This is a genomic window from Myxococcota bacterium (assembly GCA_039030075.1).
GTDB lineage: Bacteria > Myxococcota_A > UBA9160 > UBA9160 > SMWR01 > JAHEJV01.
Map to the genome: position 1 here is coordinate 217,108 of JBCCEW010000006.1, position 21,627 is coordinate 238,734.

The 21,627-nt window shown below is 69.7% G+C and carries 21 protein-coding genes and 1 pseudogene; 13 read left to right on the forward strand and 9 right to left on the reverse strand.

Features of this window, described 5'->3' with window-relative positions:
• The 8 genes from AAF430_09065 to thiS all read right to left on the reverse strand — a co-directional run bounded on the left by AAF430_09065 (nucleotide 1) and on the right by thiS (nucleotide 11,130).
• Nucleotides 1–2,232, reverse strand: a complete 2,232-nt coding sequence (locus AAF430_09065) for a fused MFS/spermidine synthase (GenBank protein ID MEM7410370.1) — start codon at nucleotides 2,230–2,232, stop codon at nucleotides 1–3.
• 71 nt (nucleotides 2,233–2,303) lie between these two features.
• A complete protein-coding gene (clpB, locus tag AAF430_09070; GenBank protein MEM7410371.1) occupies nucleotides 2,304–4,886 on the reverse strand; it encodes an ATP-dependent chaperone ClpB in 2,583 nt (860 codons plus the stop codon).
• Between the two features lie 145 nt (nucleotides 4,887–5,031).
• A complete protein-coding gene (locus AAF430_09075) occupies nucleotides 5,032–6,537 on the reverse strand; it encodes a Do family serine endopeptidase (GenBank protein ID MEM7410372.1) in 1,506 nt (501 codons plus the stop codon).
• Nucleotides 6,538–6,771: 234 nt separating this feature from the next.
• Nucleotides 6,772–8,133, reverse strand: a complete 1,362-nt coding sequence (locus AAF430_09080) for a trypsin-like peptidase domain-containing protein (GenBank protein MEM7410373.1) — start codon at nucleotides 8,131–8,133, stop codon at nucleotides 6,772–6,774.
• 34 nt (nucleotides 8,134–8,167) lie between these two features.
• A complete protein-coding gene (locus AAF430_09085; protein MEM7410374.1) occupies nucleotides 8,168–9,493 on the reverse strand; it encodes a trypsin-like peptidase domain-containing protein in 1,326 nt (441 codons plus the stop codon).
• Nucleotides 9,486–10,034 carry a thiamine phosphate synthase gene (locus AAF430_09090; GenBank protein ID MEM7410375.1) on the reverse strand — a complete coding sequence of 183 codons (549 nt, stop codon included), beginning with the start codon at nucleotides 10,032–10,034 and terminating at the stop codon, nucleotides 9,486–9,488. The genes AAF430_09085 and AAF430_09090 overlap by 8 nt, the downstream gene beginning before the upstream one ends.
• Before the next feature lie 92 nt (nucleotides 10,035–10,126).
• Nucleotides 10,127–10,906 (reverse strand): thiazole synthase, encoded by a 780-nt coding sequence (locus AAF430_09095; protein MEM7410376.1) that lies wholly within the window; start codon nucleotides 10,904–10,906, stop codon nucleotides 10,127–10,129.
• Nucleotides 10,903–11,130 carry a sulfur carrier protein ThiS gene (gene thiS / locus AAF430_09100; GenBank protein MEM7410377.1) on the reverse strand — a complete coding sequence of 76 codons (228 nt, stop codon included), beginning with the start codon at nucleotides 11,128–11,130 and terminating at the stop codon, nucleotides 10,903–10,905. The genes AAF430_09095 and thiS overlap by 4 nt, the downstream gene beginning before the upstream one ends.
• 71 nt (nucleotides 11,131–11,201) lie before the next feature.
• Between thiS and alr the strand changes: the two genes are divergently transcribed.
• The 12 genes and pseudogenes from alr to rplS all read left to right on the forward strand — a co-directional run bounded on the left by alr (nucleotide 11,202) and on the right by rplS (nucleotide 20,099).
• The gene (alr, locus tag AAF430_09105) at nucleotides 11,202–12,404 is read left to right on the forward strand and encodes an alanine racemase (protein ID MEM7410378.1); all 1,203 of its coding nucleotides are present in this window, start codon (nucleotides 11,202–11,204) and stop codon (nucleotides 12,402–12,404) included.
• An 81-nt stretch (nucleotides 12,405–12,485) separates the two neighbouring features.
• Complete coding sequence (gene purH / locus AAF430_09110) at nucleotides 12,486–14,054, forward strand: bifunctional phosphoribosylaminoimidazolecarboxamide formyltransferase/IMP cyclohydrolase (GenBank protein MEM7410379.1); 1,569 nt, start codon at nucleotides 12,486–12,488, stop codon at nucleotides 14,052–14,054.
• A 29-nt stretch (nucleotides 14,055–14,083) separates the two neighbouring features.
• The gene (purD, locus tag AAF430_09115) at nucleotides 14,084–15,361 is read left to right on the forward strand and encodes a phosphoribosylamine--glycine ligase (GenBank protein ID MEM7410380.1); all 1,278 of its coding nucleotides are present in this window, start codon (nucleotides 14,084–14,086) and stop codon (nucleotides 15,359–15,361) included.
• A complete protein-coding gene (locus tag AAF430_09120; GenBank protein ID MEM7410381.1) occupies nucleotides 15,358–16,002 on the forward strand; it encodes an L-threonylcarbamoyladenylate synthase in 645 nt (214 codons plus the stop codon). The genes purD and AAF430_09120 overlap by 4 nt, the downstream gene beginning before the upstream one ends.
• On the forward strand, nucleotides 15,999–17,270 hold the full coding sequence (locus AAF430_09125) for a DUF1015 domain-containing protein (protein ID MEM7410382.1): 1,272 nt from the start codon (nucleotides 15,999–16,001) through the stop codon (nucleotides 17,268–17,270). Before AAF430_09120 ends, AAF430_09125 begins: the two co-directional genes overlap by 4 nt.
• Before the next feature lie 32 nt (nucleotides 17,271–17,302).
• On the forward strand, nucleotides 17,303–17,575 hold the full coding sequence (locus AAF430_09130; GenBank protein ID MEM7410383.1) for a DUF721 domain-containing protein: 273 nt from the start codon (nucleotides 17,303–17,305) through the stop codon (nucleotides 17,573–17,575).
• Nucleotides 17,576–17,649: 74 nt separating this feature from the next.
• Nucleotides 17,650–17,838 (forward strand): hypothetical protein, encoded by a 189-nt coding sequence (locus tag AAF430_09135; GenBank protein ID MEM7410384.1) that lies wholly within the window; start codon nucleotides 17,650–17,652, stop codon nucleotides 17,836–17,838.
• Between the two features lie 116 nt (nucleotides 17,839–17,954).
• Nucleotides 17,955–18,212, forward strand: coding sequence for a 30S ribosomal protein S16 (rpsP, locus tag AAF430_09140; GenBank protein ID MEM7410385.1), 258 nt, complete (start codon nucleotides 17,955–17,957; stop codon nucleotides 18,210–18,212).
• Nucleotides 18,212–18,439, forward strand: coding sequence for a KH domain-containing protein (locus AAF430_09145; protein MEM7410386.1), 228 nt, complete (start codon nucleotides 18,212–18,214; stop codon nucleotides 18,437–18,439). Before rpsP ends, AAF430_09145 begins: the two co-directional genes overlap by 1 nt.
• On the forward strand, nucleotides 18,405–19,016 hold the full coding sequence (gene rimM / locus AAF430_09150) for a ribosome maturation factor RimM (protein ID MEM7410387.1): 612 nt from the start codon (nucleotides 18,405–18,407) through the stop codon (nucleotides 19,014–19,016). The genes AAF430_09145 and rimM overlap by 35 nt, the downstream gene beginning before the upstream one ends.
• Entirely contained in the window at nucleotides 19,006–19,767 is a 762-nt protein-coding gene (gene trmD / locus AAF430_09155) for a tRNA (guanosine(37)-N1)-methyltransferase TrmD (GenBank protein MEM7410388.1), read from the forward strand. The genes rimM and trmD overlap by 11 nt, the downstream gene beginning before the upstream one ends.
• Nucleotides 19,764–20,099 (forward strand): annotated as a pseudogene (rplS, locus tag AAF430_09160) (50S ribosomal protein L19). Before trmD ends, rplS begins: the two are co-directional and overlap by 4 nt.
• A gap of 190 nt (nucleotides 20,100–20,289) precedes the next feature.
• Here rplS and AAF430_09165 read toward each other — a convergent pair.
• Complete coding sequence (locus AAF430_09165) at nucleotides 20,290–20,661, reverse strand: YraN family protein (protein MEM7410389.1); 372 nt, start codon at nucleotides 20,659–20,661, stop codon at nucleotides 20,290–20,292.
• Nucleotides 20,662–20,744: 83 nt separating this feature from the next.
• On the opposite strand from AAF430_09165, the gene AAF430_09170 reads away from it, so the two are divergent.
• Nucleotides 20,745–21,605, forward strand: a complete 861-nt coding sequence (locus AAF430_09170) for an S-methyl-5'-thioadenosine phosphorylase (protein ID MEM7410390.1) — start codon at nucleotides 20,745–20,747, stop codon at nucleotides 21,603–21,605.
• Nucleotides 21,606–21,627 lie beyond the last annotated feature (22 nt).

Below are 21,627 nucleotides of genomic sequence, written 5' to 3' on the forward strand. Positions count from 1 at the left end.
TCACCGGGGGCGTGGGCGCGCGTAGGCCTCACGGCCCGCGGCTGCTCCGAGACGCTCCATGTTCTCGCGGAGCACCCGTCGGCTTCGGGTGCCATCCATCCCCGCGCGCAGCGCGCTGTACTGCAGGAGCTGGTTGTCGTCTGTGATCAACGGGTGGCCCTCCGCGAAACGGCGCAGCGCCTTCCCATCGAGCCACAGGCTCCGGCGGATCTCTTCGGCCGAGAGGGTGGTCAGTCGTTCGGGTTGGCGGCGGGACAGGCCGGGCCACTCCTGGCCGAGCGCTCGGTCGCCGCTCTCCCGCCGACCGAGCAGGATGCCGGTGGGCGAGATCGGATCCATCCAGATCACGCTGTCGGGAAACACGGCGGCGAAGGTCGCGGCGATGCTGGCGGCGTGCTCCGGCGTGACGAGATGGATCGGGAGCCATTGGGCCACGACGCCTCCGGGCGCGAGGCGCTCGCTCACGATCTCGTAGAACTCGCGCGAGTACAGGGAGTTCACGCCAGCGAAGTTCGGAGGCATCGGTTCGAGGGTGATCACGTCGTAGCCGCGCTCGTTCCGTCGCAACCAAGCGCGACCGTCCATCACGACCGGCGTGACGCGCGGATCGTCGAGCACGGCCGAGTTCGAGCGAAACAGGGGGGCCAGCTCGAACACCGCCGGACTGACGTCGACGAGGTCGACCGCACGGAGTCCCTCGTGTCGCAGCGCGTTCGCCGTTTGACCGGTGCCGAAGCAGATCACCAGTCCGGTCTCGGGGCTCGGGTGGAGGACGGCGGGCAGGCTGCCCATCCACACCATGTAGTGGCTGAACCAGTCCTCCGACGTGGCGGAGAAGCCGTCGATCAGGAGTCGTCTGCGCCCGGAGGGCGATTCGAGCACCGACGTCGTGAAGTCGGGACCTTCGGCGTGGGCGACGATGCGCTCCTGGGACTTCCCGCTGCGGTACAGCCGGTCGCGTCCGGGGCTCGAGGCGAACGCGGCGGCCAGCGCGAGCGACACCGCCGCGGCGGTGAGGCCCTGCCAGCGGGGCCGCGCTCCCACCAGGGTGGCGACAGCGATCACCAACACCCCCACGAGCCACGCGCTGCGTGCAAAGCCGAGGACGGGCAACAGCAGCCAGGCGGCGACCAACGAACCGACGACCGAAGCGAACGTGTTGACCGCGTAGAGTCGTCCGGTGAACCCGCTCTCCGGGAAGGCCTCGAGGCACCAGGGCAGCACCGTGGCGAGACACAGCACGGCTGGGCTCACGAGCAGTAGCGAGGTGAGAAACCAGCGCGTCGTCACCCAGGCCTGAGAGCCCGCGACCTGGGTCACGAGATCCATGCGCTCGATCAGCGGCGTGGCCAGCAGCGTTGCGACCCCCGCGGCCATGAGGAGCGTCGTTGGGCGCCAACCACGCGTCCGCAACCACGGAACCCAGCGCGCCCCGAGCGCCAGGGGGATCAGGACGGCCGCCAGGGTGATTGCGAAGGTGGCCACCGTGCTCCAGAAGGCGGTCCGCAGCGCGCGAAACCAGGCGACTTCGAGCGCGAAGGTCGCGAACCCGGTGCACGCCACCAGCCAGAGGGCCTGTTGCCGTGACAGGATCGGAAGGCCTGCGGTCGCGGATTCCTCCTCGGGGGCGTGTACGCCGACCGACCGGGGCAGCATCGCGATCGCCGCGACGGCGAGGTTGACGCCGGCGATGCAGAGCACGGTCCGTGATACTCCGAGCGCGGGCATCAGCGCGAAGCTCATGCCGAGCACTCCGGCGGCCGCGCCCGCGGTGTTGCTGGCATAGAGCGTCGAGATGCGGACGGCGTGCCGCTGGGCGATCTGCTGGAAGACGGGAACGCTCGCACCCATCGCCAGCGTGGCCGGTGCCAGCAGAAGCGCGATCGCAGGGCCCTGGAGCCAGGGCCCCCAAGCAGGTGACCACGCATAGAGGGATGCGTCGAGCGACTCCAGGGCGCGGAAGCCTGGCAACATCCAGAGGCCGCTCCCTCCGATCAGCGCTTCGAGTGCGCCGTAGGCACGCAGCGGGTGTCGAAGCGGGCGAGAAGCGAGCCAGCGCCCGGCACACAGGGAACCCACGCCGAAGCCGCCGAGTGTGACCGCCAAGGTGAGCGCGGTGCCCAGGGCCGAGACTCCGAACGCGAGACTCGCCTGGAGCTGCCAGACGATCTCCCAGGACAGCGCAGCGGTGCCGCCCAGGAAGACGAGGACATAGATCAAGCCGGCACCCATCGCGACGGACCACCCTACGCGATCCGGTGCTCGGGGATCCAGTCCTCAGGGGGCGCATCCGCCCCCCTGGACTAGGCGGCTCGGAAGCTCAACGCCTCGTCGTCTGCGTCGATCTGGACCTTCGCGCCCTCGGGATACTCGCCCTCGAGGATCTTCATCGCGAGCGGATCCTGGAGCATCCGCTGGATCACACGCTTCAGCGGTCTTGCACCGTAGTGCGGGTCGTAGCCCTTCTCGGCCAGCAGATCCTTCGCGCGGTCGCTGACCTCGATCTCGATGCGACGATCGCTGAGCAGACGCTTCACGCGATCGAGCTGGATGTCGACGATCCGATGGAAGTGCTCGCGGCCGAGCTGATGAAAGACGATGGTCTCGTCGACGCGATTCAGGAACTCGGGCTTGAAGTGGCCCCGCAGCGCCTCGTCGACCCGTCGCAGCATCTCGTCGCGCTGGTCCTCGCCGAGCTCCACGATGTGCTGGCTTCCGATGTTCGACGTCATGATCAGGACCACGTTCCGAAAGTCGACCGTGCGCCCCTGTCCGTCAGTCAGGCGACCGTCGTCGAGGATCTGAAGGAAGACGTTGAACACCTCCGGGTGCGCCTTCTCGATCTCGTCGAAGAGCACCACGCTGTAGGGGCGGCGGCGGACCGCCTCGGTCAGGGCGCCCCCCTCTTCGTACCCGACATAGCCGGGGGGTGCGCCGATCAGGCGCGACACCGAGTGCTTCTCGCCGAACTCGCTCATGTCGATCCGCACCATCGCCCGCTCGTCGTCGAAGAGGAACTGTGCCAGGGCGCGGGCCGTCTCGGTCTTCCCGACGCCGGTCGGTCCGAGGAAGATGAAGGAGCCGATCGGGCGATCCGGGTCCTGGAGGCCGGCCCGCGCGCGGCGCACCGCGGACGAGACGGCGGTGAGCGCGGCGTCCTGTCCGACCACCCGCACCCGCAGCTGCTCCTCCATCGACAGCAGCTTCGCCTGCTCGCTCTCGAGCATCTTCGAGACCGGGATGCCGGTCCACTTCGACACGATCTCCGCCACTTCCTCGGCCGAGACTTCCTCGGAGAGGAGCGAGCCTTCCTTCTGAATGGCGTCGAGGCGGGTCTGTTCGGCCTCGAGATCCTTCTCGAGCTCTACCAGCTCGCCGTAGCGAATCTCGGCGGCGCGCTCGAGCTGTCCCTGCTTCTGAGCGCGCTCGAGCTCCGCGTTGAGCTCTTCGCGACGTCCCTTCAGTTCCTGGACATGGGCGATCGCGCTCTTCTCCGTCTCCCAGCGGGCCTTCATGGCGTCGGACTCCGAACGGAGCTCCGCGATCTCGCGCTCGACCGCCTCGAGGCGCGATGCGCTGGCCTCGTCCGACTCCTTCTTCAGCGCCTCGCGCTCGACCTCGAGCTGCAAGCGCTTGCGCTCGAGCTGGTCGAGATCCTCGGGCATCGAGTCGATCTGGACCCGCACGCGGCTGGCGGCTTCGTCCACGAGGTCGATGGCCTTGTCTGGGAGGAAGCGGTCGGTGATGTAGCGGTTGGAGAGCACGGCGGCCTGGACGAGCGCGGCATCCTGGATGCGAACGCCGTGGTGGACCTCGTAGCGCTCCTTCAGCCCGCGCAGAATCGAGATCGTGTCCTCGACGCTGGGCTCGCCCACGTGGACGGGCTGGAAGCGGCGCTCGAGGGCGGCGTCCTTCTCGACGTGCTTGCGGTACTCGTCGAGGGTGGTGGCGCCGATGCAGCGCAGCTCTCCCCGCGCGAGTGCGGGCTTCAGCATGTTCGCAGCGTCGGCGGCGCCCTCGGCGGCACCCGCGCCCACGATCGTGTGGAGCTCGTCGATGAAGACGATCACCTGGCCGTCGGCCTCGGCGACCTCGCGCAGCACCGCCTTCAAGCGGTCTTCGAACTCGCCGCGGTACTTGCTCCCCGCGATCATCGCGCCGATGTCGAGCGAGACGAGCTGGCGCTCCTTCAAGCTCTCGGGCACGTCGCCGGCGACGATGCGCTGGGCCAGGCCCTCGGCGATGGCCGTCTTGCCCACGCCGGGCTCGCCGATCAGCACCGGGTTGTTCTTCGTGCGACGCGACAGAACCTGGACGACCCGACGGATCTCTTCGTCGCGCCCGATCACCGGATCGATCTTCCCCTTGCGGGCGACGTCGGTGAGGTCGCGTCCAAACTTCTCGAGCGCCTGATACTTCGACTCCGGGTCGGGGTCGGTCACGCGGGCGCCGCCGCGGACGGATGCCAAGGCCTTCAGGATGGACTCGCGGTCCACGCCGAGCGCACGCAGCGCGCTCCCCGCGGCGTCGTCCTTCTCGGCGGCGATCGCAAGCAGCAGGTGCTCGGTCGAGACGTACTCGTCCTTCAGCTGCTCGGCTTCGCCAAAGGCCTTCTCCAGTACGCGGGACGTGCTGCGCGCCAGCTGGGACTGGGCACCGCCGGACACCTTCGGAAGCGTCTCGAGGACCTCCTCGAGCTTCCCTTGGAGCATGTCGATCGGAACGCCGAGTTTCTGGAGCACGGGGACCGTGCTGCCTTCGGGCTGCCCGATCAGCGCGCCGAGCAGGTGCGCCGGGAGGATCTCGCTATGTCCCCGGGAGCCCGCCGTCGACTGCGCTTCGGCGAGGGCTTCCTGGCTCTTGATCGTGAGCTTGTCGTATCGCATGGCCGAACCCTAAGCACGGGTTTCGGCGCTTCAAGGCCCGAAGGCGAGAACGGCGACGCGCTTCTACGGAGTGCGCTCGCTCTCGCCCATACGCAAACGAGCGGCAGCTCCCCGCGGGAGCACCGCCCGTTGCCGCACCGAAGTGTCAGCCGGCGCGCTCGACCGTCATGTAGAGCTGGTTCTCGCCGCGTCGGATCAGCATGAGCGCGCGATCGTCGGCGTTGGCCAGGACCTGTTCGAGCTCTCCTGCGTCGTCGATCTCGTTGCGATCGACTTCGAGGATCACGTCGCCCCGGCGGATGCCGGCTTCGCGAGCCGGACCCTCGGGATCGACGGCCGAGACGACGACGCCCTTCGTGCTGTCGAGGCCGAGCTGCTCGGCCACGTCGTCCGACAAGTCCTGGACCCGAAGGCCGAAGGCGTCGGCGCCGGACTCGGTGGTCGGCGTGACGGAAGCGAGCTGCGCTTCGGGCTCTTCGAGGACCGCGATCTTCGGACGCAGCGTGACGCGCTTTCCATCTCGAAGGACCTCGATCTCGACCCGCTTGTTCACGGGCGTGGAGGCGACGATGCGCGGAAGGTCGTCGTAGTCGTCCACGGACTGACCGTCGAACTTGCGGATGACGTCCATCTTTTCGATGCCCGCGTCGTCCGCCGGGCCGCCCTCGACCACCTTCGAAACCAGCGCGCCGGCCGCCTCATCGAGGTCGAGTTCTTCGGCGATCTCGGGGGAGACCCCCTGGATGACCACGCCCAGCCAGCCGCGCGTCACGCGTCCGTTGGCCTTGAGCTGCGGCAGGATGCCCTTCGCCATGTCGATCGGCACGGCGAAGCCGATGGTGTTGGCGCGCGGGTTGATCGCGGTGTTGATGCCGATGACCTCGCCCGCGAGGTTCAGCAGCGGTCCGCCCGAATTCCCGGGATTGATGGCGGCGTCGGTCTGGATGTAGTCGTCGTAGGCACCGTGGTCGATGTCGCGGTGCTTCGCGCTCACGATCCCGGCGGTCACCGTGTGCTCGAGCCCGAACGGGTTGCCGATCGCCACCACCCACTCGCCGGGACGCACGCTCTCCGAGTCGCCGAGCGGTAGGGCGAACAGCGGTCGGTCCGAATCGACCTTGATCAGGGCGATGTCCGTCTTCGGGTCGCGGCCGACGATCTCGGCGGGAAGCTCTTCCCCATCCGAGAATTTCACGGTGATCTTCTCGACATCCTCGATCACGTGGTTGTTGGTGACGATGAAGCCTTCCTTCGAGATGACGAAACCCGTTCCGAGGCTGGGCACGCTGCGTTTGCGCTCGCGGAATTCGGGCTGTCGGGGCAGCCGGAAGGGCAGGTTCGGGCCGAAGAAGTCCTCGAGCGAGTGACCGACGACCGTCTTTTCGGTGCTGATGTTCACGACGCCGGGCGAAGTGGCCTCGGCGAGATCGGCAAAGGTCCCCGGGACGCCTCGCGGAACGACCGGTTCCCGGTTCGAGCCCTCCTGCCAGAAGGGTTCGCCCGCGGCGGCCACGTCGGTGTCGTCATCGTCTCCGAAGAGGTCGAGGGCCACGGCTTCGTTCGGGTTCCAGCGGACCTCGAACATGCCCGTCGCGACCACGGCGGCGAGCGCCAGCCCGCCGAGCACCAGAAACTTGCCGATCGTTTTCATGCGTTTTCGCCTTTTCGAAGCGTGCCGCGAGGCCTGGCCCGCGCGTCACGAGCGGGCCCCCCTCTCGGCTGGCCGCGGAGCCCGCCGCGCGTGGCGGGGGCGGACGGCGCTGGAAAGTCGAACCCTTGGACGACCGAGCCGGCGCGGGGGTTCACACGAGGACGCAGTTTCCCGCTGGGCCGGTCAGGAGCTCCTAGGGTATCCGCCGATCCCGAGACCAACCACGCGGCCCGATCAGAGCAAGGGGAGGGCGACGTGGTATCGCCCGTTGCCGCGGGCCACCACGACCAGCGCCCGCGCCTGGCCGCGCAGGGCGAGCACCGCACGCCGCAGCGCAGCGGGGCCATCGAGCGCCCGTCCCCCCATCGAGAGGAGGACGTCCCCGGGCCGCAGTCCGATCTCTGCAGCGCCACTCTCCGGCCGGACCGCGTCGACCCGGTAGCCCCCGCGTTCGTGGGGAACCAGCGTGAGCCCGGTGCGCTCGCGGGTCACCGTGGCGATGAAGTCGTCCGGGATCTCTTCGACCCGCACCCGGCGTTCGAGCGGCTTGCCGTCCCGCAGCAGGCCGAGCGCGAGCTGCTGGCCATCGGTCGCGCGTTCGAGTCGCTCGAAGAAGTCGCGCGCCGACTGGAGTCGCTGGCCATCGAAGCGGGTCACGATATCCCCCCGCTGGATGCGCGCGCGCGCGGCGGGGCTGTCGGGCCGAACGCGGCTCACCAGGGCTCCTTGGGTTTGCGCTGGAAGCTCGAGCGCGGCGATCAGGCCGGGTTCGAGGTCCTGGAACTCGAGCCCGAGCCAGACGGGGGAGACCTCGCCGTGATCGATCAGCTCCTGCACGACGCGCTGCGCTTCATCGATCGGGATCGCGAATCCGATCCCCTGGGCCTGGTTGTAGATCGCCGTGTTGATTCCGATCAGCCGCCCTTCGGCGTTGAGCAGGGGCCCCCCGGAGTTTCCCGGGTTGATCGACGCGTCGGTCTGCAGGAAGCCGTGGTAGACGCGGTTCTGGGTGCGCAGCGAACGACCTGTTGCAGAGATCACACCCGTTGTCACCGTGTGGGACAACCCGAACGGATTGCCGATCGCGATCACGGGCTCACCGACCATCAGGTCGTCCGACCGACCGGGCTCGATCCACGGGAGCTTCTCCTCGGTATCGACCTCGAGCACCGCGATGTCGTGGTTGGGGTCGGCGCCGATCAGGCGGGCATCGAACTCGCGCCCGTCCGAGAGGGAGACCCGGATCCGACTGGCCTGGCTGACGACATGCTCGTTCGTGAGGACGTGGCCGTTCGCATCGATCAGCACACCCGAGCCGAGGTTCTCTCGCGTCTCCGGACCCCGCGGCTCGAAGAAGTCGCGGAAGAACCGATCGAAGATCGGGTCGCGCGCGAAGGGGCGGAAGGGGTTGCCGCGGGCCACGCGCTGCTCGGTCGTCACGTTCACGACCGCGGGACTCGCCTGTTCGACGACCCGCACGGTGGTGGTGCGGCGAAGGAACGGGTCATCGGCTGCAGCCGTCGTGGCGACCAACGCGGCGCACGCCAGACCCGCGACCAGCCAGGCCCGCGCTCTCTGCCCCCTCTCGCGCATCATCGCCGCCCGAGTGTGACCGGGCCCCCGCCGCTTGTCAGGGCCGCGCGTCCCGATCGCTGCGACCGCGCTTCGCCGGCTTGACCAACAGGAACTTCAGCTCGTCGCCTCGGCGCGCGAGCAGCAGGAAACGCTCACTCGCTTCCACCGAGTCCAGCGCTTCGCGGAATCCGTCCAGATCCGCGACCTCGGTTTCCTCGACGCGGACGACCACGTCGCCGACCCGCAGGCCCGCCTCGCGCGCCGGCGAGCCATCCGCGACGAAGGTCACGAAGGCGCCCTCGGTGGTCGTGAGCCGGTGGGTTCGCGCGAGATGGGGCGTGATCTCCTGCACGTGGAACCCGAAGTCGCTTTCTTCCTCGGCGCCCTCGAGTGCCGGCTGGTCTCCGACCACGAGCTTCGTGCGCTGGGTTTCTCCCGAGCGGAGGTATCGGATTTCCACCTCGGAACCCGGGGCGACGCGGGCGACCAGGCGCTGGAAGGAGCCCAGGTCTTCCTGTTCCTCGGCCTCGACGTCCCGACCATCGAAGCGCGTGATGATGTCACCGGTCTCGAGGCCTGCCTGCTCGGCGGGCGAACCGGGGAGCACGTGGTTGATGAGCACGCCCGTCGCGTCCGCGACCCCGAAGTGGTCGGCCAGATCGCGGTCGACCGACTGGAACATGATGCCGAGGAAGCCGCGTTCGATGCCGCCGGCCTCGAGCTGGGCCATCACGTCGCGCGCCGTATCGATCGGAATCGTGAACCCGATGCCGCGGCCCTGACCTCGCGAGTTGATCCCGACCACCCGTCCCGCCAGGTCGACCAGCGGGCCGCCCGAGGAACCCCGGTCGATCATCGCATCGGTCTGGATGAAGTCGTTCAGGAGATCCGGGATCTCCAGATTGCGGCCCTTCGCCGAGACGATTCCCAGGGAGACGGTGCCGTCGAGTCCGTAGGGGTTGCCGATCGCGAGCACCCACTGTCCGACCCGCACGTCTTCCTCGGAGAGCACGGCGGCCGGGAAGGGTTCATCCGACTGAATCTGGAGTAGCGCGATGTCGGTCTGGCGATCGGTGCCGACGAGTCGTGCCGGGTACTTCCGCTTTCGACCCGGAATGCTGACGGTGATCTTCTCGGCGTCGTTCACGACGTGATCGTTGGTGAGGATGGCGCCGTCCTCCCGGACGATCACACCCGAGCCCGTCGCCTGGCTGCGCCGGTCGTTGACCTTCACGATCGCTTCGATGTGCACGACCGACGGTTTGATCTTCTCCGCCACCGTCACGATGCGCTGCTCGAGTTTCGTGCTCGGCGCGGAGGCGGCGCAGGCGAAGAAAGAGAGCGTCGCCAACAGGGCGATCGCGGCCACGCGGTCAGACATCGAGAATCTCCCGGAGTGCGCGGGCGGGCCCGCTGGGGTCGGAGGCGGAGGAGAGTAGGCCGGTGATGGCGACGCCGGACGCGCCCGCTTCGATCGCGGGGCGAGCGTGCTCGAGATCGATCCCGCCCTGGGCCAAGACGGGTACCCCATGCCGCGCGGCTTTGCGCAGCACGGCGAGGCCGAGGGCCGGACGCTCGGCGGGTTTCGAGAGCGGATCGAAGATCGGCGCAAGATGGGCGTAGGAGATGTCGGGCGTCCGGGCGAGCTCTTCGGGCGCGTGGGCCGAGAAGCCGACGACCGCTTCGGAGCCGAGCAGGGTCCGCGCGTGCCCGGGCGGGACCGCGTCGAAGCCGAGATGGACCCCGTCAGCGCCGGCGGCGAGAGCGACATCGAGTCGGCGATTGACGATCACCCGCGCCGGTCGCTTCGCCGGGCGCGCGGCGCTGCAGGCGAGGTCGACGATCTCGAGCAGAGTCGCGGTGTCCCCGCTGCGTTCACGGACCTGTAGCCAGTCGACACCAGCGTCGAAGCTGCGCGTCAACCCTTCGCGTCCGATCCGGTGCAGCGTCGCTCCGTCGGCGACCCAGCAGAGGACCGGCGCACCGGGCGTGCCCGTGGGCGGGAAGTCCGACGTCAGAACGACGCGACGCCGTCGAGCGGGCTCGATGCGTTGGCGTACAGGCGTCTCGGCATCCGACCGGCCTCGTAGGCAAGGCGGCCCGCCTCGACGGCGTGCTTCATGGCCGTGGCCATCTTCAAGGGGTCCTTCGCGCCGGCGATGCCGGTGTTCATGAGGACGGCGGTCGCGCCCAACTCCATCGCGACCGCCGCATCGCTGGCCGTGCCGACACCCGCATCGACGATCACCGGGACCTGCACGGTTTCCAGGATGATGCGCAGATTGGCCGGGTTGCGGATGCCGAGGCCGGAACCGATCGGGGCCGCGAGCGGCATCACCGCGGGGCAGCCCATTGCCTCGAGGCGCTGGCACGAGACCGGGTCGTCGGTGATGTAGGGCAGGACGGTGAAGCCGTCGTCGACCAGGATCTTCGCCGCCTCCAGGGTCGCGGCCACGTCGGGGAAGAGCGTGCGTTCGTCGCCGATCACCTCGAGCTTTACGAGGTCGGTGTTCAGGAGCTCGCGACCCAGGCGCGCCGTGGTGATCGCGTCCTCCGCCGTGAAGCAGCCGGCCGTGTTCGGAAGGATCGTGAATCGGTCCGGCGAGACGACGTCGAGGAGTCGGGTGCCGGGCGGGCCGTCGAGCTTCGTGCGGCGGAGGGCCACGGTCACCATCTCGGCGCCGCTCGCCTCGGCGCACGCGAGGTTCTGTTCGAAGCTCTCGTACTTGCCGCTGCCGATGATCAGGCGCGACTGGAACGTGTGAGAACCGAGGCTGTACGACTCCATCTTCATCCTCCTCCGACGGCTTCCAGGATTTCCACCCGATCGCCGGGCTGCAGCTGACGCGTCTCGAACTCGGAACGCGGAACGACATCGCGTTGGATCGCCACCGCGATACGGCGTCCATCGAGCTCTAGCAGCTCGAGGAGCCCGCGCACCGTCGCTCCCACCGGAACCGCGCGGGTTTCCCCGTTGACCGTCACCGAGAGCGGCTCTTCACGCGGTTGGGATGCCAATCGAACTCGTCCCTCGACTCGTCTCGCCCGGAGCCGGGGTTCGGGGCTCCGAGGGAGACCGATGATAGGCTATGCCGCTCGAGGGAGAGGGGGGAGTCGCGCTGTCCACGTCTGCCGTGCGCGCCCCGGCGCGGGGGCATGCCGTCGCGTCGATCGATCTGACTGCGCTGCGCGCCAATTTCGCCGAGGTGAAGCGCCTGGCGGGTGGCGCGGCGGTGATCGCCGTCGTCAAGGCGGACGCCTATGGCCACGGCGCCGAGCCCGTGGCGCGGACCCTGGTCGATGCCGGCTGCGATCAGCTCGCCACCTGGAGCGTCTCGGAAGCCGCGACGCTTCGGGACGCCGGGATCCAGGCTCCCATACTTGTACTGGCCGGAGCCCAGGACGCGGCGGAAGCCGAGGCCGCCGTTGCCACTCGGCTCGTGCCCGTGGTGCACGACGAGGGCGGGCGCGAGCGACTGGTCGGCGCCGCGAGGCGGCTGGGCGGGGCGCCCGCCCCGGTTCACGTCGAGATCGACACGGGGATGCGCCGGATGGGGCTCCCGGCCGACGCCGCCGCGGACTTCTTGCGCGAGGTGCACCGGGAACCCGCACTGCAGCTTGCCGGGGTGATGACCCATTTCGCCCGCGCGGACGAGGCGGACCTCGAGCCGACGCGCGAGCAGTGGAGCCGCTTCCAGGCGGTGCTCGGTCCGCTCGCGGGCGAGGTCCCGCTCGGGTCGGTGCACGTGGCCAATTCGGCCGGCCTCGTCTCGTGGCCCGACCTCCAGTTGGCGGGGCCTCCGCCCGACGCGGTCCGACCCGGGTTGATGCTCTACGGCGCCCAGCCCTGTGTCACGCGCAGCGCGACTCTGCGTCCCGTGATGAGCCTGCGGGCGCCGGTCGTGGCCGTCCGCCGCGTGCGGGCCGGTGACGCGGTGGGCTACGGGGCGCGCTATCGGGCGCCCCGTGACACGACGGTGGCGACGCTCGGTCTCGGCTACGCCGACGGTCTGCCGATCTCCCTCACCAACCGCGGCGCGGTGTGGCTCGGGGGCGGGCTGCGGCCCCTCGCCGGGCGCGTGTCGATGGACAGCGTCGGCGTCGACGTCGGAGACGCCCCGATCACCGTCGGAGCGCTCGCGACCGTCTTCGGCGTGGCGGAGCCCGGCGGGCCGGTCGTAGCGCCGATCGAGACGGCCGCGGCCCACGCCGAAACCCTCTCCTACGAGCTCCTGGTGCGCGTGGGCCAGCGGGTCCCCCGGGTGTATGCAGAATCCGGCGCGAGCGTTTGACGCCAGCGCAGCCCCTCGGTACACCTCCGCGCGACTTCCCCCCCAACGCCCGCTTTTCGTCGCTGCTGCGAGGAGATGCGCATGACCCCCCAGAACCCCGCGCGCCCCGTCGGGCGCGCGTTGCTTTCCGTTTCCGACAAGACCGGGCTCGTCGACTTCGCCCGGGGCCTGCGTGAGCAGGGCGTCGAACTCGTCGCCTCCGGCGGCACGGCCAAGGCGCTCCAGGACGCCGGCCTGGACGTCACCGAGGTGGAGCAACTCACCGGCAGCCCCGAGATGCTGGGCGGCCGCGTGAAGACGCTGCACCCCCGGATCCACGGCGGGATCCTCGCCCGCCGCGACCACGACGGTGATCAGGCCGATCTCGCGGCCCACGAACTCGCCACCATCGATCTGGTCGTGGTGAACCTCTACCCCTTCGAGGAGACCGTCGCGAACCCGGACACGACCCTCGCCGAGGCGATCGAGAAGATCGACATCGGCGGTCCCTCGATGATCCGGTCCGCGGCGAAGAACCAGGCCTACGTCGGCGTGGTCGTCGATCCCGCCGACTACGATGGCATCCTCGCCGAGCTGGCCGAGCACGGCGGGCTCCTCGAAGCGACGCGGACCCGCCTCGCCCTGACCGCCTTCGAGCGCACCGCGCGCTACGACACCGCCATTCACGCCTGGCTCGCGGCCCGCGCGAGCGAGGGCGACGATCCGTTCCCGCCGCGCCTCGAAGTCGAGCTCGCGCGCTCGGCGTCGCTCCGGTACGGCGAGAACCCGCACCAGCGCGCCGCGCTCTACGGCCGCTTCCTCGAAGTGGCCGAGCCGCTCCACGGCAAGGAGCTCTCCTTCAACAACATCGTCGACGTGCAGGCGGCTCTGGCCCTGATCCAGGAGTTCCAGGACAGCCCCCGATCGGCGGTGGCGATCCTGAAGCACAACACGCCGTGCGGCGTGGGGCTGGGGGACGACCCGGCCGAGGCATATCGACGTGCCTTCGCCACCGACCCCGAGTCTCCCTTCGGCGGGATCATCGTCGCGAACCGCCCCTTCGACCTGGCGATGGCCCAGGCCGTCGACGAGATCTTCACCGAGGTGTTGATCGCTCCGGGGTTCGAGGACGACGCCCTGGCGCTGCTGCAGAAGAAGAAGAACCGCCGGCTCCTGCGTTTCCATCCCGAGCGGATGCCCCAGGCCGAGCTCGATCTGCGCCGCGTCTTCGGCGGTGTGCTGGTCCAGGAGACCGACCTCGCCCTCGAAGACGTCGCGGCGAGTCAGGTCGCCACCCAGCGCAAGCCGAGCGAGGAGGAGCTTCGCGCGCTCGCTTTCGGCTGGGCCGTGGTGAAGCACGTGAAGAGCAACGCGGTGGTGTTCGCCACGGCCGAGGGCACGCTGGCCATTGGCGGCGGTGCGACGTCGCGCGTCGACGCGATTCACCACGCCACCGAGAAGGCGAAGCGCGTGGGCCTCGACCTCCGCGGCTCGGCGCTGGCCAGCGACGCGTTCTTCCCGTTCCCGGACGGTCTCGAAGTGGCGGCTGCGGCCGGTGCCACCGCCTTCGTGCAGCCGGGGGGCTCGGTGCGCGACGACGAGGTGGTCGCCGCGGCCGATCGACTGGGCGCCACGATGGTGTTCACGGGGAAGCGCCACTTCCGCCACTAGCGTCTTCGCACGCTTCCGAAGGAGTCGCCATGCGCGTACTGGTGGTCGGATCCGGCGGCCGTGAGCACGCCCTCGCGTGGAAGATCGCCCAGAGCCCGAAGGTCGAGGCGGTCCTCGCCGCGCCGGGCAGCGATGCGATGGCCAGTGTGGCGCGCTGCTTCCCCGACGTGTCCGCGGGAGACATCGAGGCGGTGGTCGCGCTCGCCCAGCGCGAGAACGCGACCCTCGTCGTGGTGGGCCCCGAGGATCCGCTGGTGGACGGCCTGGCCGACCGCTTGCGCGAGGCAGGCATCGCGACCTTCGGCCCCTCGGCCGCCGCCGCACGCCTCGAGGGCAGCAAGTCCTTCGCCAAGGCGTTCATGCAGCGTCATGGAATTCCGACCGCCGAGTTCGCCGTGTTCGACGATCTTGCCCAGGCACGCGAGTACGTGTCGCGGTTCCCGGCGGGCTGCGTCGTCAAGGCCGACGGGTTGGCGGCAGGGAAGGGCGTGACGGTGTGCGAGAACGTCGCGCAGGCCCAGGCCGCTCTCGACGAAGCGATGGGCGACCGGCGCTTCGGCGACGCCGGGGATCAGGTGGTGATCGAAGAACGCCTGCTCGGAGAGGAGGCGTCCTACTACGCCATCTCCGACGGCGAACACGTCGTCACCCTCGCGCCGGCCCAGGACCACAAACGCGCCCTCGACGGCGACCAGGGAGAGAACACCGGCGGCATGGGCGCCTACGTGCCGGCCCCGGTGGTCGACGACGCGGTCGAGAAGAAGATCCTCGAGCGGGTCGTCCATCCGGCGATTCGCGGGCTGGCGAGCGACAGCATGCCCTACTGCGGCGTCCTCTTCGTCGGATTGATGATCGACTCCGCGGGCGATCCCTTCGTGATCGAGTTCAACGTGCGCTTCGGTGACCCTGAGACCCAGCCCCTGATGGTCCAGATGGAGAGCGACCTGGTGCCGCTGCTCGTGGGCGCCGCCGAGGGTGGGCTCGAGCAGGTTGCACCGCCGACCACCCAGGGCGCCGCCGTCTGTGTGGTGCTGGCGAGCGAAGGCTACCCGCGCAGCTATCCGAAGGGGCGCGCGATCGAGGGCCTCGACGTCGCGGAGACCCAGCCCCAGACCGTCGTCTTCCACGCCGGCACGGCGAGTGGCGCGGAGGGTGCCTTCGTCACGAAGGGCGGCCGCGTGTTGGGCGTGACGAGTGCCGGGTCCGACGTGGCCGAGGCCCGCGCGCGGGCGTACGCCGCGGTCGACGCGATCACTTTCGAGGGTGCGCAGCACCGCACCGACATCGCCGACCGGGCGCTGCGGTGAGCGACCTCGGTCTCGACGCTGCGGTGGCGTGGGTGCGCGATGGCCGCGTGCTCGCCTATCCCACCGAGACGCTGTGGGGCCTCGGGGGGCGTGCCCAGGACGCCCAGGCCGTCGAGCGCCTGCAGCGGGCGAAGGGCCGCGCGGGTGACGCACCCATCTCGATCCTGGTGCCTGCGCCAGGTTCGCTCGCCTCGCTCGGGTTCGATCTGGACCCTACGGCCGAGGCCGTGGCCGCGCGCTTCTGGCCGGGCCCTCTCACGCTCGTGTTGCCCTGCCGCGGGCGGTTCGGACCGGGCATCGCGCGCGCGGACGGGGCCGTCGGCGTGCGTTGCTCGCCGCACCCCGAGGCGATGGCCTTGGCACGTGCCTGTGAGGACGCCGGGTTGGGGCCGCTGACCGCCACCAGCTGCAACCGCAGCGGGGAGCCCGCGGCCGAACGACGCGAGGACGCGCGCCGCTTCGCCGAGACCGACTCCGAGGTCGCCGTGCTGGACGGAGCGCCCGACGCGCCGCCGACCGGGACGCCGCGCCCCGCCAGCACCGTCCTGGATCTCACTGCGCCGCGCGCGCGCGTGCTCCGCTGGGGCGCGATTCCCGAAACCGAACTGAGCCCGCTGCTCGAGGAGCTCGCTGCCGCATGACCCAGGTTCGTCCCTTTCGCGCCCTTCGCTACGACCCCGACCGCGTCGATCTCTCGAAGGTGATCGTGCCTCCCTACGACGTCGTCGCCGCCGAGGATCGCGAGGGCTTCTTTGCACGCGATCCCCACAATGCGATCCGGCTCGAGCTCACCCGCGACGTCGCCGATGAGGCGGGCACCGACTACGCGGAGGTCCGGACCACCCTCGATGGCTGGATTCGCGAACAGATCCTGACCCGCGATGGCGAGCCCGGCTTCTACCCGCTGCGCCAGAGCTTCGACGCGCCCGACGGCACGCGACAGTCGCGCGACGGTTTCTTCGCACTGATCCATCTCGAGGACTACGAGAAGCGCATCGTGCGTCCCCACGAGCGCACCCTGGCGGGCCCGAAAGCCGACCGCCTGAAGATCCTACGCGCGGCCGAGGCCAACCTCTCGGTCGTGTTCATGCTCTACGAAGATCCCGACGAGGAACTCGCTCCCTTGCTCGATGCGGCCCTCGAAAACAGTGCGCTGGGCACGGCAAGCGAGCAGAGCGGCGCCGAGCATCGGCTCGCCCGCCTCACCGACGCCAGCGCCGTCGACAAGATCACCTCCTTCTTCGACGACCGATCCGTGGTCATCGCGGATGGCCACCACCGCTACGAAACGGCACTCAACTACCGCAACGAGCAGCGCGAGGCAGGCGCCGGGGATGGGCTCGACGCACCCCATGAGTGGCTGCTCGTCTATCTCGCGAACGCGTTCGCGCCCGGCAGCCTGCTGCTGCCGATCCATCGCTTGATCCTGAAGGGATCCTTCCCGAACGACGCGGGGCTGCGCGAGCGTCTCGCCGAATGGGAAGTGCGCGAGGTCGACGTCCCGAGTGCCGAATCCATCCCGGAGCTCCTCGAGACCCATCTCGAGCCGCTGCGGGACCGCCACGCCTTCGCCGCCGACGATGCGTCGGGCACCCTACGGATCTTCTCGCGGCCCCGCGAGGACGACACTCTGACCGTGCGGGTGATCCACCAGGAAGTGATCGCTGACGTCTTCGATCTCGACGAAGACGCGGTGCGGGGCGGGGCGATCTCCTATCCGAAGTCGGCGTTGCAGACCGCGCGCGACCTGCGCCGCGGACACGGTGCCGTGGCGCTCTACCTGAACCCGCTGGCGCCCGAGGACGTCTTCCGCGTCACCGCCGCGGGTGAGGTGCTGCCGCAGAAGTCGACCTTCTTCTTCCCGAAGCTTCCGAGTGGGCTGGTGTTCCGCCCGCTCGACGGCGCGTGAGCCGCCACAGCCGCAAGGGGCCGCCCGAACGGGTGGGGTCTCTGGTCCCCCGCGTGCTTCGCGACCTCGGTCTCGGTGAGTCGGCCCGGGCCATGCGCATTCACGACTGCTGGGAAGAGGCGGTGGGCGCCGAGGTGGCGGCTCACTGCGAGCCCGTGGCCCTGCGGGACGGGGTGCTGGAGGCGAAGGTGGACTCGAGCACCTGGTGCCAGATGCTGCGGATGCGGACCCCGGAGCTCCTGGACGCCCTGGCCGAGCGCCTCGGCGACGACGCCCCCACGGATCTGTGGCTCCGGATTGGCTGAGTGCGGTGTCGAATCGGCTGAAGCCGGGTCGGATGGCGGGACAAGGGGCGGGCAGGCCGGTACCCTCGGCGCCGATGAGCGACCCCTCCGAGGCCGAAGACACCCTGTTGCACTGCGATTTCTGCGGGTCCGAGACCTCTCGGGTCCGGCGGGTCGCCCTCGATGGCGACTACGACCGGCTCCAGAAGCCCCACCAGGTCCAGTACGCCTGCCCCGAGTGCTCCGAGCGGAAGGAGCGCGAACGGACCGCTTCGGCGGGCTAGCGCCCGGCGCACCGCCGCTTGACCCGACCAGGGCGTTTCCCTAGCATCCGCGCCTATTTCGGCCACCGGCCCGTCCGAGAATCCCCCGGCGCGTCGCCCGTGGTGAGGTGTTCTTCATGGTAAAGATCCGACTGACGCGCGCTGGCGCGAAGAAGCGTCCCTTCTACCGCATCGTCGCCATCGACGAACGCAAGGCGAGGGATGGCCGACCGCTCGAGTTCCTCGGGACCTACGACCCGAAGACGAAGCCCGAGCAGGTTTCGCTGCGATCCGAAGCGATCGACGCCTGGGTGGCGAAGGGTGCGCAGCTCTCGCCCACGGTGAAGTCGCTGATTCGTCGCGCGGGTCGCCACGCGGCTGGCGGAGCGGCCTGATGGCGAAGCCCGCCGAACTGGTCGAGTTCCTCGCGAAGGGCATCGTCGACAACGCCGACGACATCGCCGTGCGCGAGGAAGACGGCGGACGCCTGCTCGAGCTCGAGACGCATCCCGACGATCGCGGTCGCGTGATCGGTCGTCAGGGGCGGGTGGCGAAGGCCATGCGGGCACTGCTCGGAGTGTCGCGCAATGGGGCGGACTGCCGACTCGACATCGTCGACTGAGAAATCCGGACGCGTACTGGCACCGGCTCCGGACGGAGTGGTGCTCGGGCGCGTCGTCGGGGTGCACGGACTTCGCGGAGAACTGCGGGTGCGCCTCCTCGACGAACACGACCGAAACCTGCGGGTCGCACCTCGCGTGCGTCTCGCCGAACGACAGGGGGATCCGAAAGCAGTCGAAGCCCGCGTGCGGGCGGTCGGCAAGGGACGGCGCGGAGAAGCGCGGCTCTCGCTGGAAGGCCTCGACGATCGCGACACCGCAGAGTCGCACGTCGGTCGGGTCGTTCTGGGTGACGCGGAACATCTGGTTCCTCTCGAAACCGGCGAGTTCTACCAGTACGAACTGGTGGGCTGCCGGGTCGAAGACGGGAACGGAGCGACACTCGGGACGGTGCATGGGTTCTGGGAAACCGGGGCTCCCGACGTGATGCTGGTCCGAGACGACTCGGGCCACGAGGTGCTGATCCCGGCGGCCGAGTCCTGGCTCCGCGAAGTCGACGTCCTCGAGAAGCGCTTGCGCGTCGAGCTCCCAGACGGGCTCCTGAGCGCGGCCGAAGAGGATGCGACCGATGGCGACTGACACGGAAACCGAGGCACCGCGAGTGCGCATCGACGTACTCACGATCTTCCCCGGACTCTTCGAGCGCTTCCTGCGCGAGTCGATCCTGGGGGCCGCGGTGGCCGACGGCCGCATTGCCATCGAAGCCCACGACCTGCGCCACTGGACGACCGACCGGCACCAGGTGATCGACGACGCGCCCTACGGCGGCGGACCGGGCATGGTGATGAAGCCCGAGCCGCTGGTCGCTGCGATCGAGGAACTCGCCGGCCCGAAGGGGCCGGGACGCACCGCCCGGGTGGTGCTGATGACGCCCCAGGGCGTCCGCCTCGAGCAGCGGCACCTGGCCGAGTTGGCCGACCACGCGCACCTGGTTTTGGTGTGCGGTCGCTACGAGGGCATCGACCAGCGCGTCATCGATCTGGCCGTCGACATCGAGATCTCGATCGGGGACTACGTGCTCTCCGGCGGCGAGATCCCGGCGATGGTGTTGATCGAAGGGGTGACACGACTGCTGCCGGGCGTACTCGGCAATCCGGATTCCGCGAAGACCGAATCGTTTCAAGAAGGACTACTGGAAGGACCCCAATACACACGGCCTGCGAACTTTCGTGGCCACGCCGTCCCCGAGATCCTGCTCTCGGGCGATCACGGGGCGGTGGCACGCTGGCGAGAGGAACAGGCCCGGGCGATCACCCGCGGACGCCGTCCCGATTTGTGGGAAGCAGTCAGCGGGGACCCTGCCTCCGGGAGTCCGGGAGAGAAGCCATGAACCGCATCGACGCCATCCACCCCACCCCCACACGCCGCGACCTGCCGCCGTTCCGTCCGGGCGACACCGTGCGCGTCCACGTCAACATCACCGAAGGCGACAAGCAGCGCATTCAGGTGTTCGAAGGCGTGGTGATCCGTCGCCGCGGGGGCGGAGCCTCGGCCACCTTCACGGTGCGCAAGGTCTCCTACGGCGTGGGCGTCGAGCGTGTCTTCCCGATCGAGTCGCCGTCGGTGACGAAGGTCGAGATCAAGGCCCGCGGCCACGTCCGCCGCTCGCGCCTCTACTACCTCCGCGAGCTGCGCGGCAAGAAGGCGCGGCTGCGCTCGAAGGTCCGCGACCTCTCCGGTCTGATCTCCGAAGAGGAGGCCGAGCTGGCAGCCGGCGGCGGGACCGCCGCGACCGCCGAGGCGATCGACGTCGTGCCGCCGGAAGAGCCCGAGGCCGCCGAGGAGACGGCCGACGAAGCGCCGGCCGAAGAGGCCGCGACGGACGACGACGCGAAGCAGGACTGAGCGCGCGCTAGCCGTCGGCTTCGAACGCCGCCGGCCAGTGCTCGATGCGAAAGCTCCCTTCCGCCGCGGGCGTGCAGGTCACGACGTCGAAGCGCACCCGGCGCGGGCGTCGATTGGCCTCGCGCAGCCAGGCCCGTGCGCCGCGCACCAGGCGGGCTTGCTTGCGGCGGTCGACCGCTTCCGCGGCGCTTCCGTGGCGCGATCCGCGCCGCGTCTTGACCTCGGCGAACACGAGGACTCCCGCGCGTTCGACGATCAGGTCGATTTCGACCCCGTCGGCGCGGACGTTGTGGGCGACGAGGCGATAGCCCCGAGCCCGCAGATGACGGGCGGCGGCAGCTTCCCCGGCGGCGCCCAGCGTTTGGCGTGCGTTCGGCACAGCAGACTTCCGCGGACCGGGGCGCCTGAGGGTAGCGCGGCCTGGGCTACGATCGCGGCCGCGAACCAGAGGGAGGAGCGCCCGTGATCGGCGTGCTGGGCGGCAGCGGCGTCTACGAACTCGAGGGGTTGGAAGAAGCCCGCTGGGAGTCGTTCGACTCTCCGTTCGGCACACCCTCGGACGCCGTCCTGCGCGGACGACTCGACGGGGTCGAGTACGCATTCCTGCCGCGCCACGGCCGGGGTCACAGGATTCCCCCGACCGAGATCAACTACCGCGCGAACATCGATGTGCTGAAGCGCGCCGGTGTCACCGACCTGATCTCGGTGTCGGCCTGCGGATCGCTTCGCGAGGAGCTGGCTCCGGGGCAGTTCGTGCTGGTCGACCAGTTCATCGATCGCACCTTCGCCCGCGAGAAGACCTTCTTCGAGAGCGGCTGCGTGGCCCACGTCTCGATGGCCGACCCCGTGTGTCCGCGCCTGCACGAGGCGTTGGTCGCGTCGGCGAACGCCGCCGGCATCTCGCTCGTCCGGGGCGGCACCTACCTCGTGATGGAAGGGCCCCAGTTCTCGTCGCGCGCCGAGTCCGAGCTGTATCGCAGCTGGGGCTGCGACGTGATCGGCATGACCAACATGCCCGAGGCGAAGCTCGCCCGAGAGGCCGAGCTCTGTTACGCGACCGTCGGGATGGTGACCGACTACGACTGCTGGCACCCGGGTGAAGCCGACGTCGAAGTCGCGGACATCGTCGCCGTGCTCACCGAGAACGCCGACCGCGGCCGTCGCCTGGTGGCTGGACTCGCGAAGGAGCTCGGCCAGCGGCCGGTGCCGTGTCCGGCCGGCTGTGATCGCGTCCTCGACACGGCGCTGATCACGCCCCCGGAAGCCCGCGACCCGGCGCTCCTCGCACGCCTGGACGCCGTCGCCGGGCGCGTGCTCGCCTGAGAAGTTCCTCCCGTTCCCATCC

Excerpts from the sequence above, each read along its gene's own strand:
- AAF430_09075 (MEM7410372.1), bottom strand. The coding sequence starts at position 6,537 with ATGAAAACGATCGGCAAGTTTCTGGTGCTCGGCGGGCTGGCGCTCGCC.
- rpsP (MEM7410385.1), top strand. The coding sequence starts at position 17,955 with ATGGTAAAGATCCGACTGACGCGCGCTGGCGCGAAGAAGCGTCCCTTC.
- AAF430_09135 (MEM7410384.1), top strand. The coding sequence starts at position 17,650 with ATGAGCGACCCCTCCGAGGCCGAAGACACCCTGTTGCACTGCGATTTC.
- AAF430_09095 (MEM7410376.1), bottom strand. The coding sequence starts at position 10,906 with ATGAAGATGGAGTCGTACAGCCTCGGTTCTCACACGTTCCAGTCGCGC.
- purD (MEM7410380.1), top strand. The coding sequence starts at position 14,084 with ATGCGCGTACTGGTGGTCGGATCCGGCGGCCGTGAGCACGCCCTCGCG.
- AAF430_09065 (MEM7410370.1), bottom strand. The coding sequence starts at position 2,232 with ATGGGTGCCGGCTTGATCTATGTCCTCGTCTTCCTGGGCGGCACCGCT.
- AAF430_09125 (MEM7410382.1), top strand. The coding sequence starts at position 15,999 with ATGACCCAGGTTCGTCCCTTTCGCGCCCTTCGCTACGACCCCGACCGC.
- clpB (MEM7410371.1), bottom strand. The coding sequence starts at position 4,886 with ATGCGATACGACAAGCTCACGATCAAGAGCCAGGAAGCCCTCGCCGAA.
- AAF430_09085 (MEM7410374.1), bottom strand. The coding sequence starts at position 9,493 with ATGTCTGACCGCGTGGCCGCGATCGCCCTGTTGGCGACGCTCTCTTTC.
- trmD (MEM7410388.1), top strand. The coding sequence starts at position 19,006 with ATGGCGACTGACACGGAAACCGAGGCACCGCGAGTGCGCATCGACGTA.
- rimM (MEM7410387.1), top strand. The coding sequence starts at position 18,405 with ATGGGGCGGACTGCCGACTCGACATCGTCGACTGAGAAATCCGGACGC.
- alr (MEM7410378.1), top strand. The coding sequence starts at position 11,202 with ATGCCGCTCGAGGGAGAGGGGGGAGTCGCGCTGTCCACGTCTGCCGTG.
- AAF430_09145 (MEM7410386.1), top strand. The coding sequence starts at position 18,212 with ATGGCGAAGCCCGCCGAACTGGTCGAGTTCCTCGCGAAGGGCATCGTC.
- purH (MEM7410379.1), top strand. The coding sequence starts at position 12,486 with ATGACCCCCCAGAACCCCGCGCGCCCCGTCGGGCGCGCGTTGCTTTCC.
- AAF430_09080 (MEM7410373.1), bottom strand. The coding sequence starts at position 8,133 with ATGATGCGCGAGAGGGGGCAGAGAGCGCGGGCCTGGCTGGTCGCGGGT.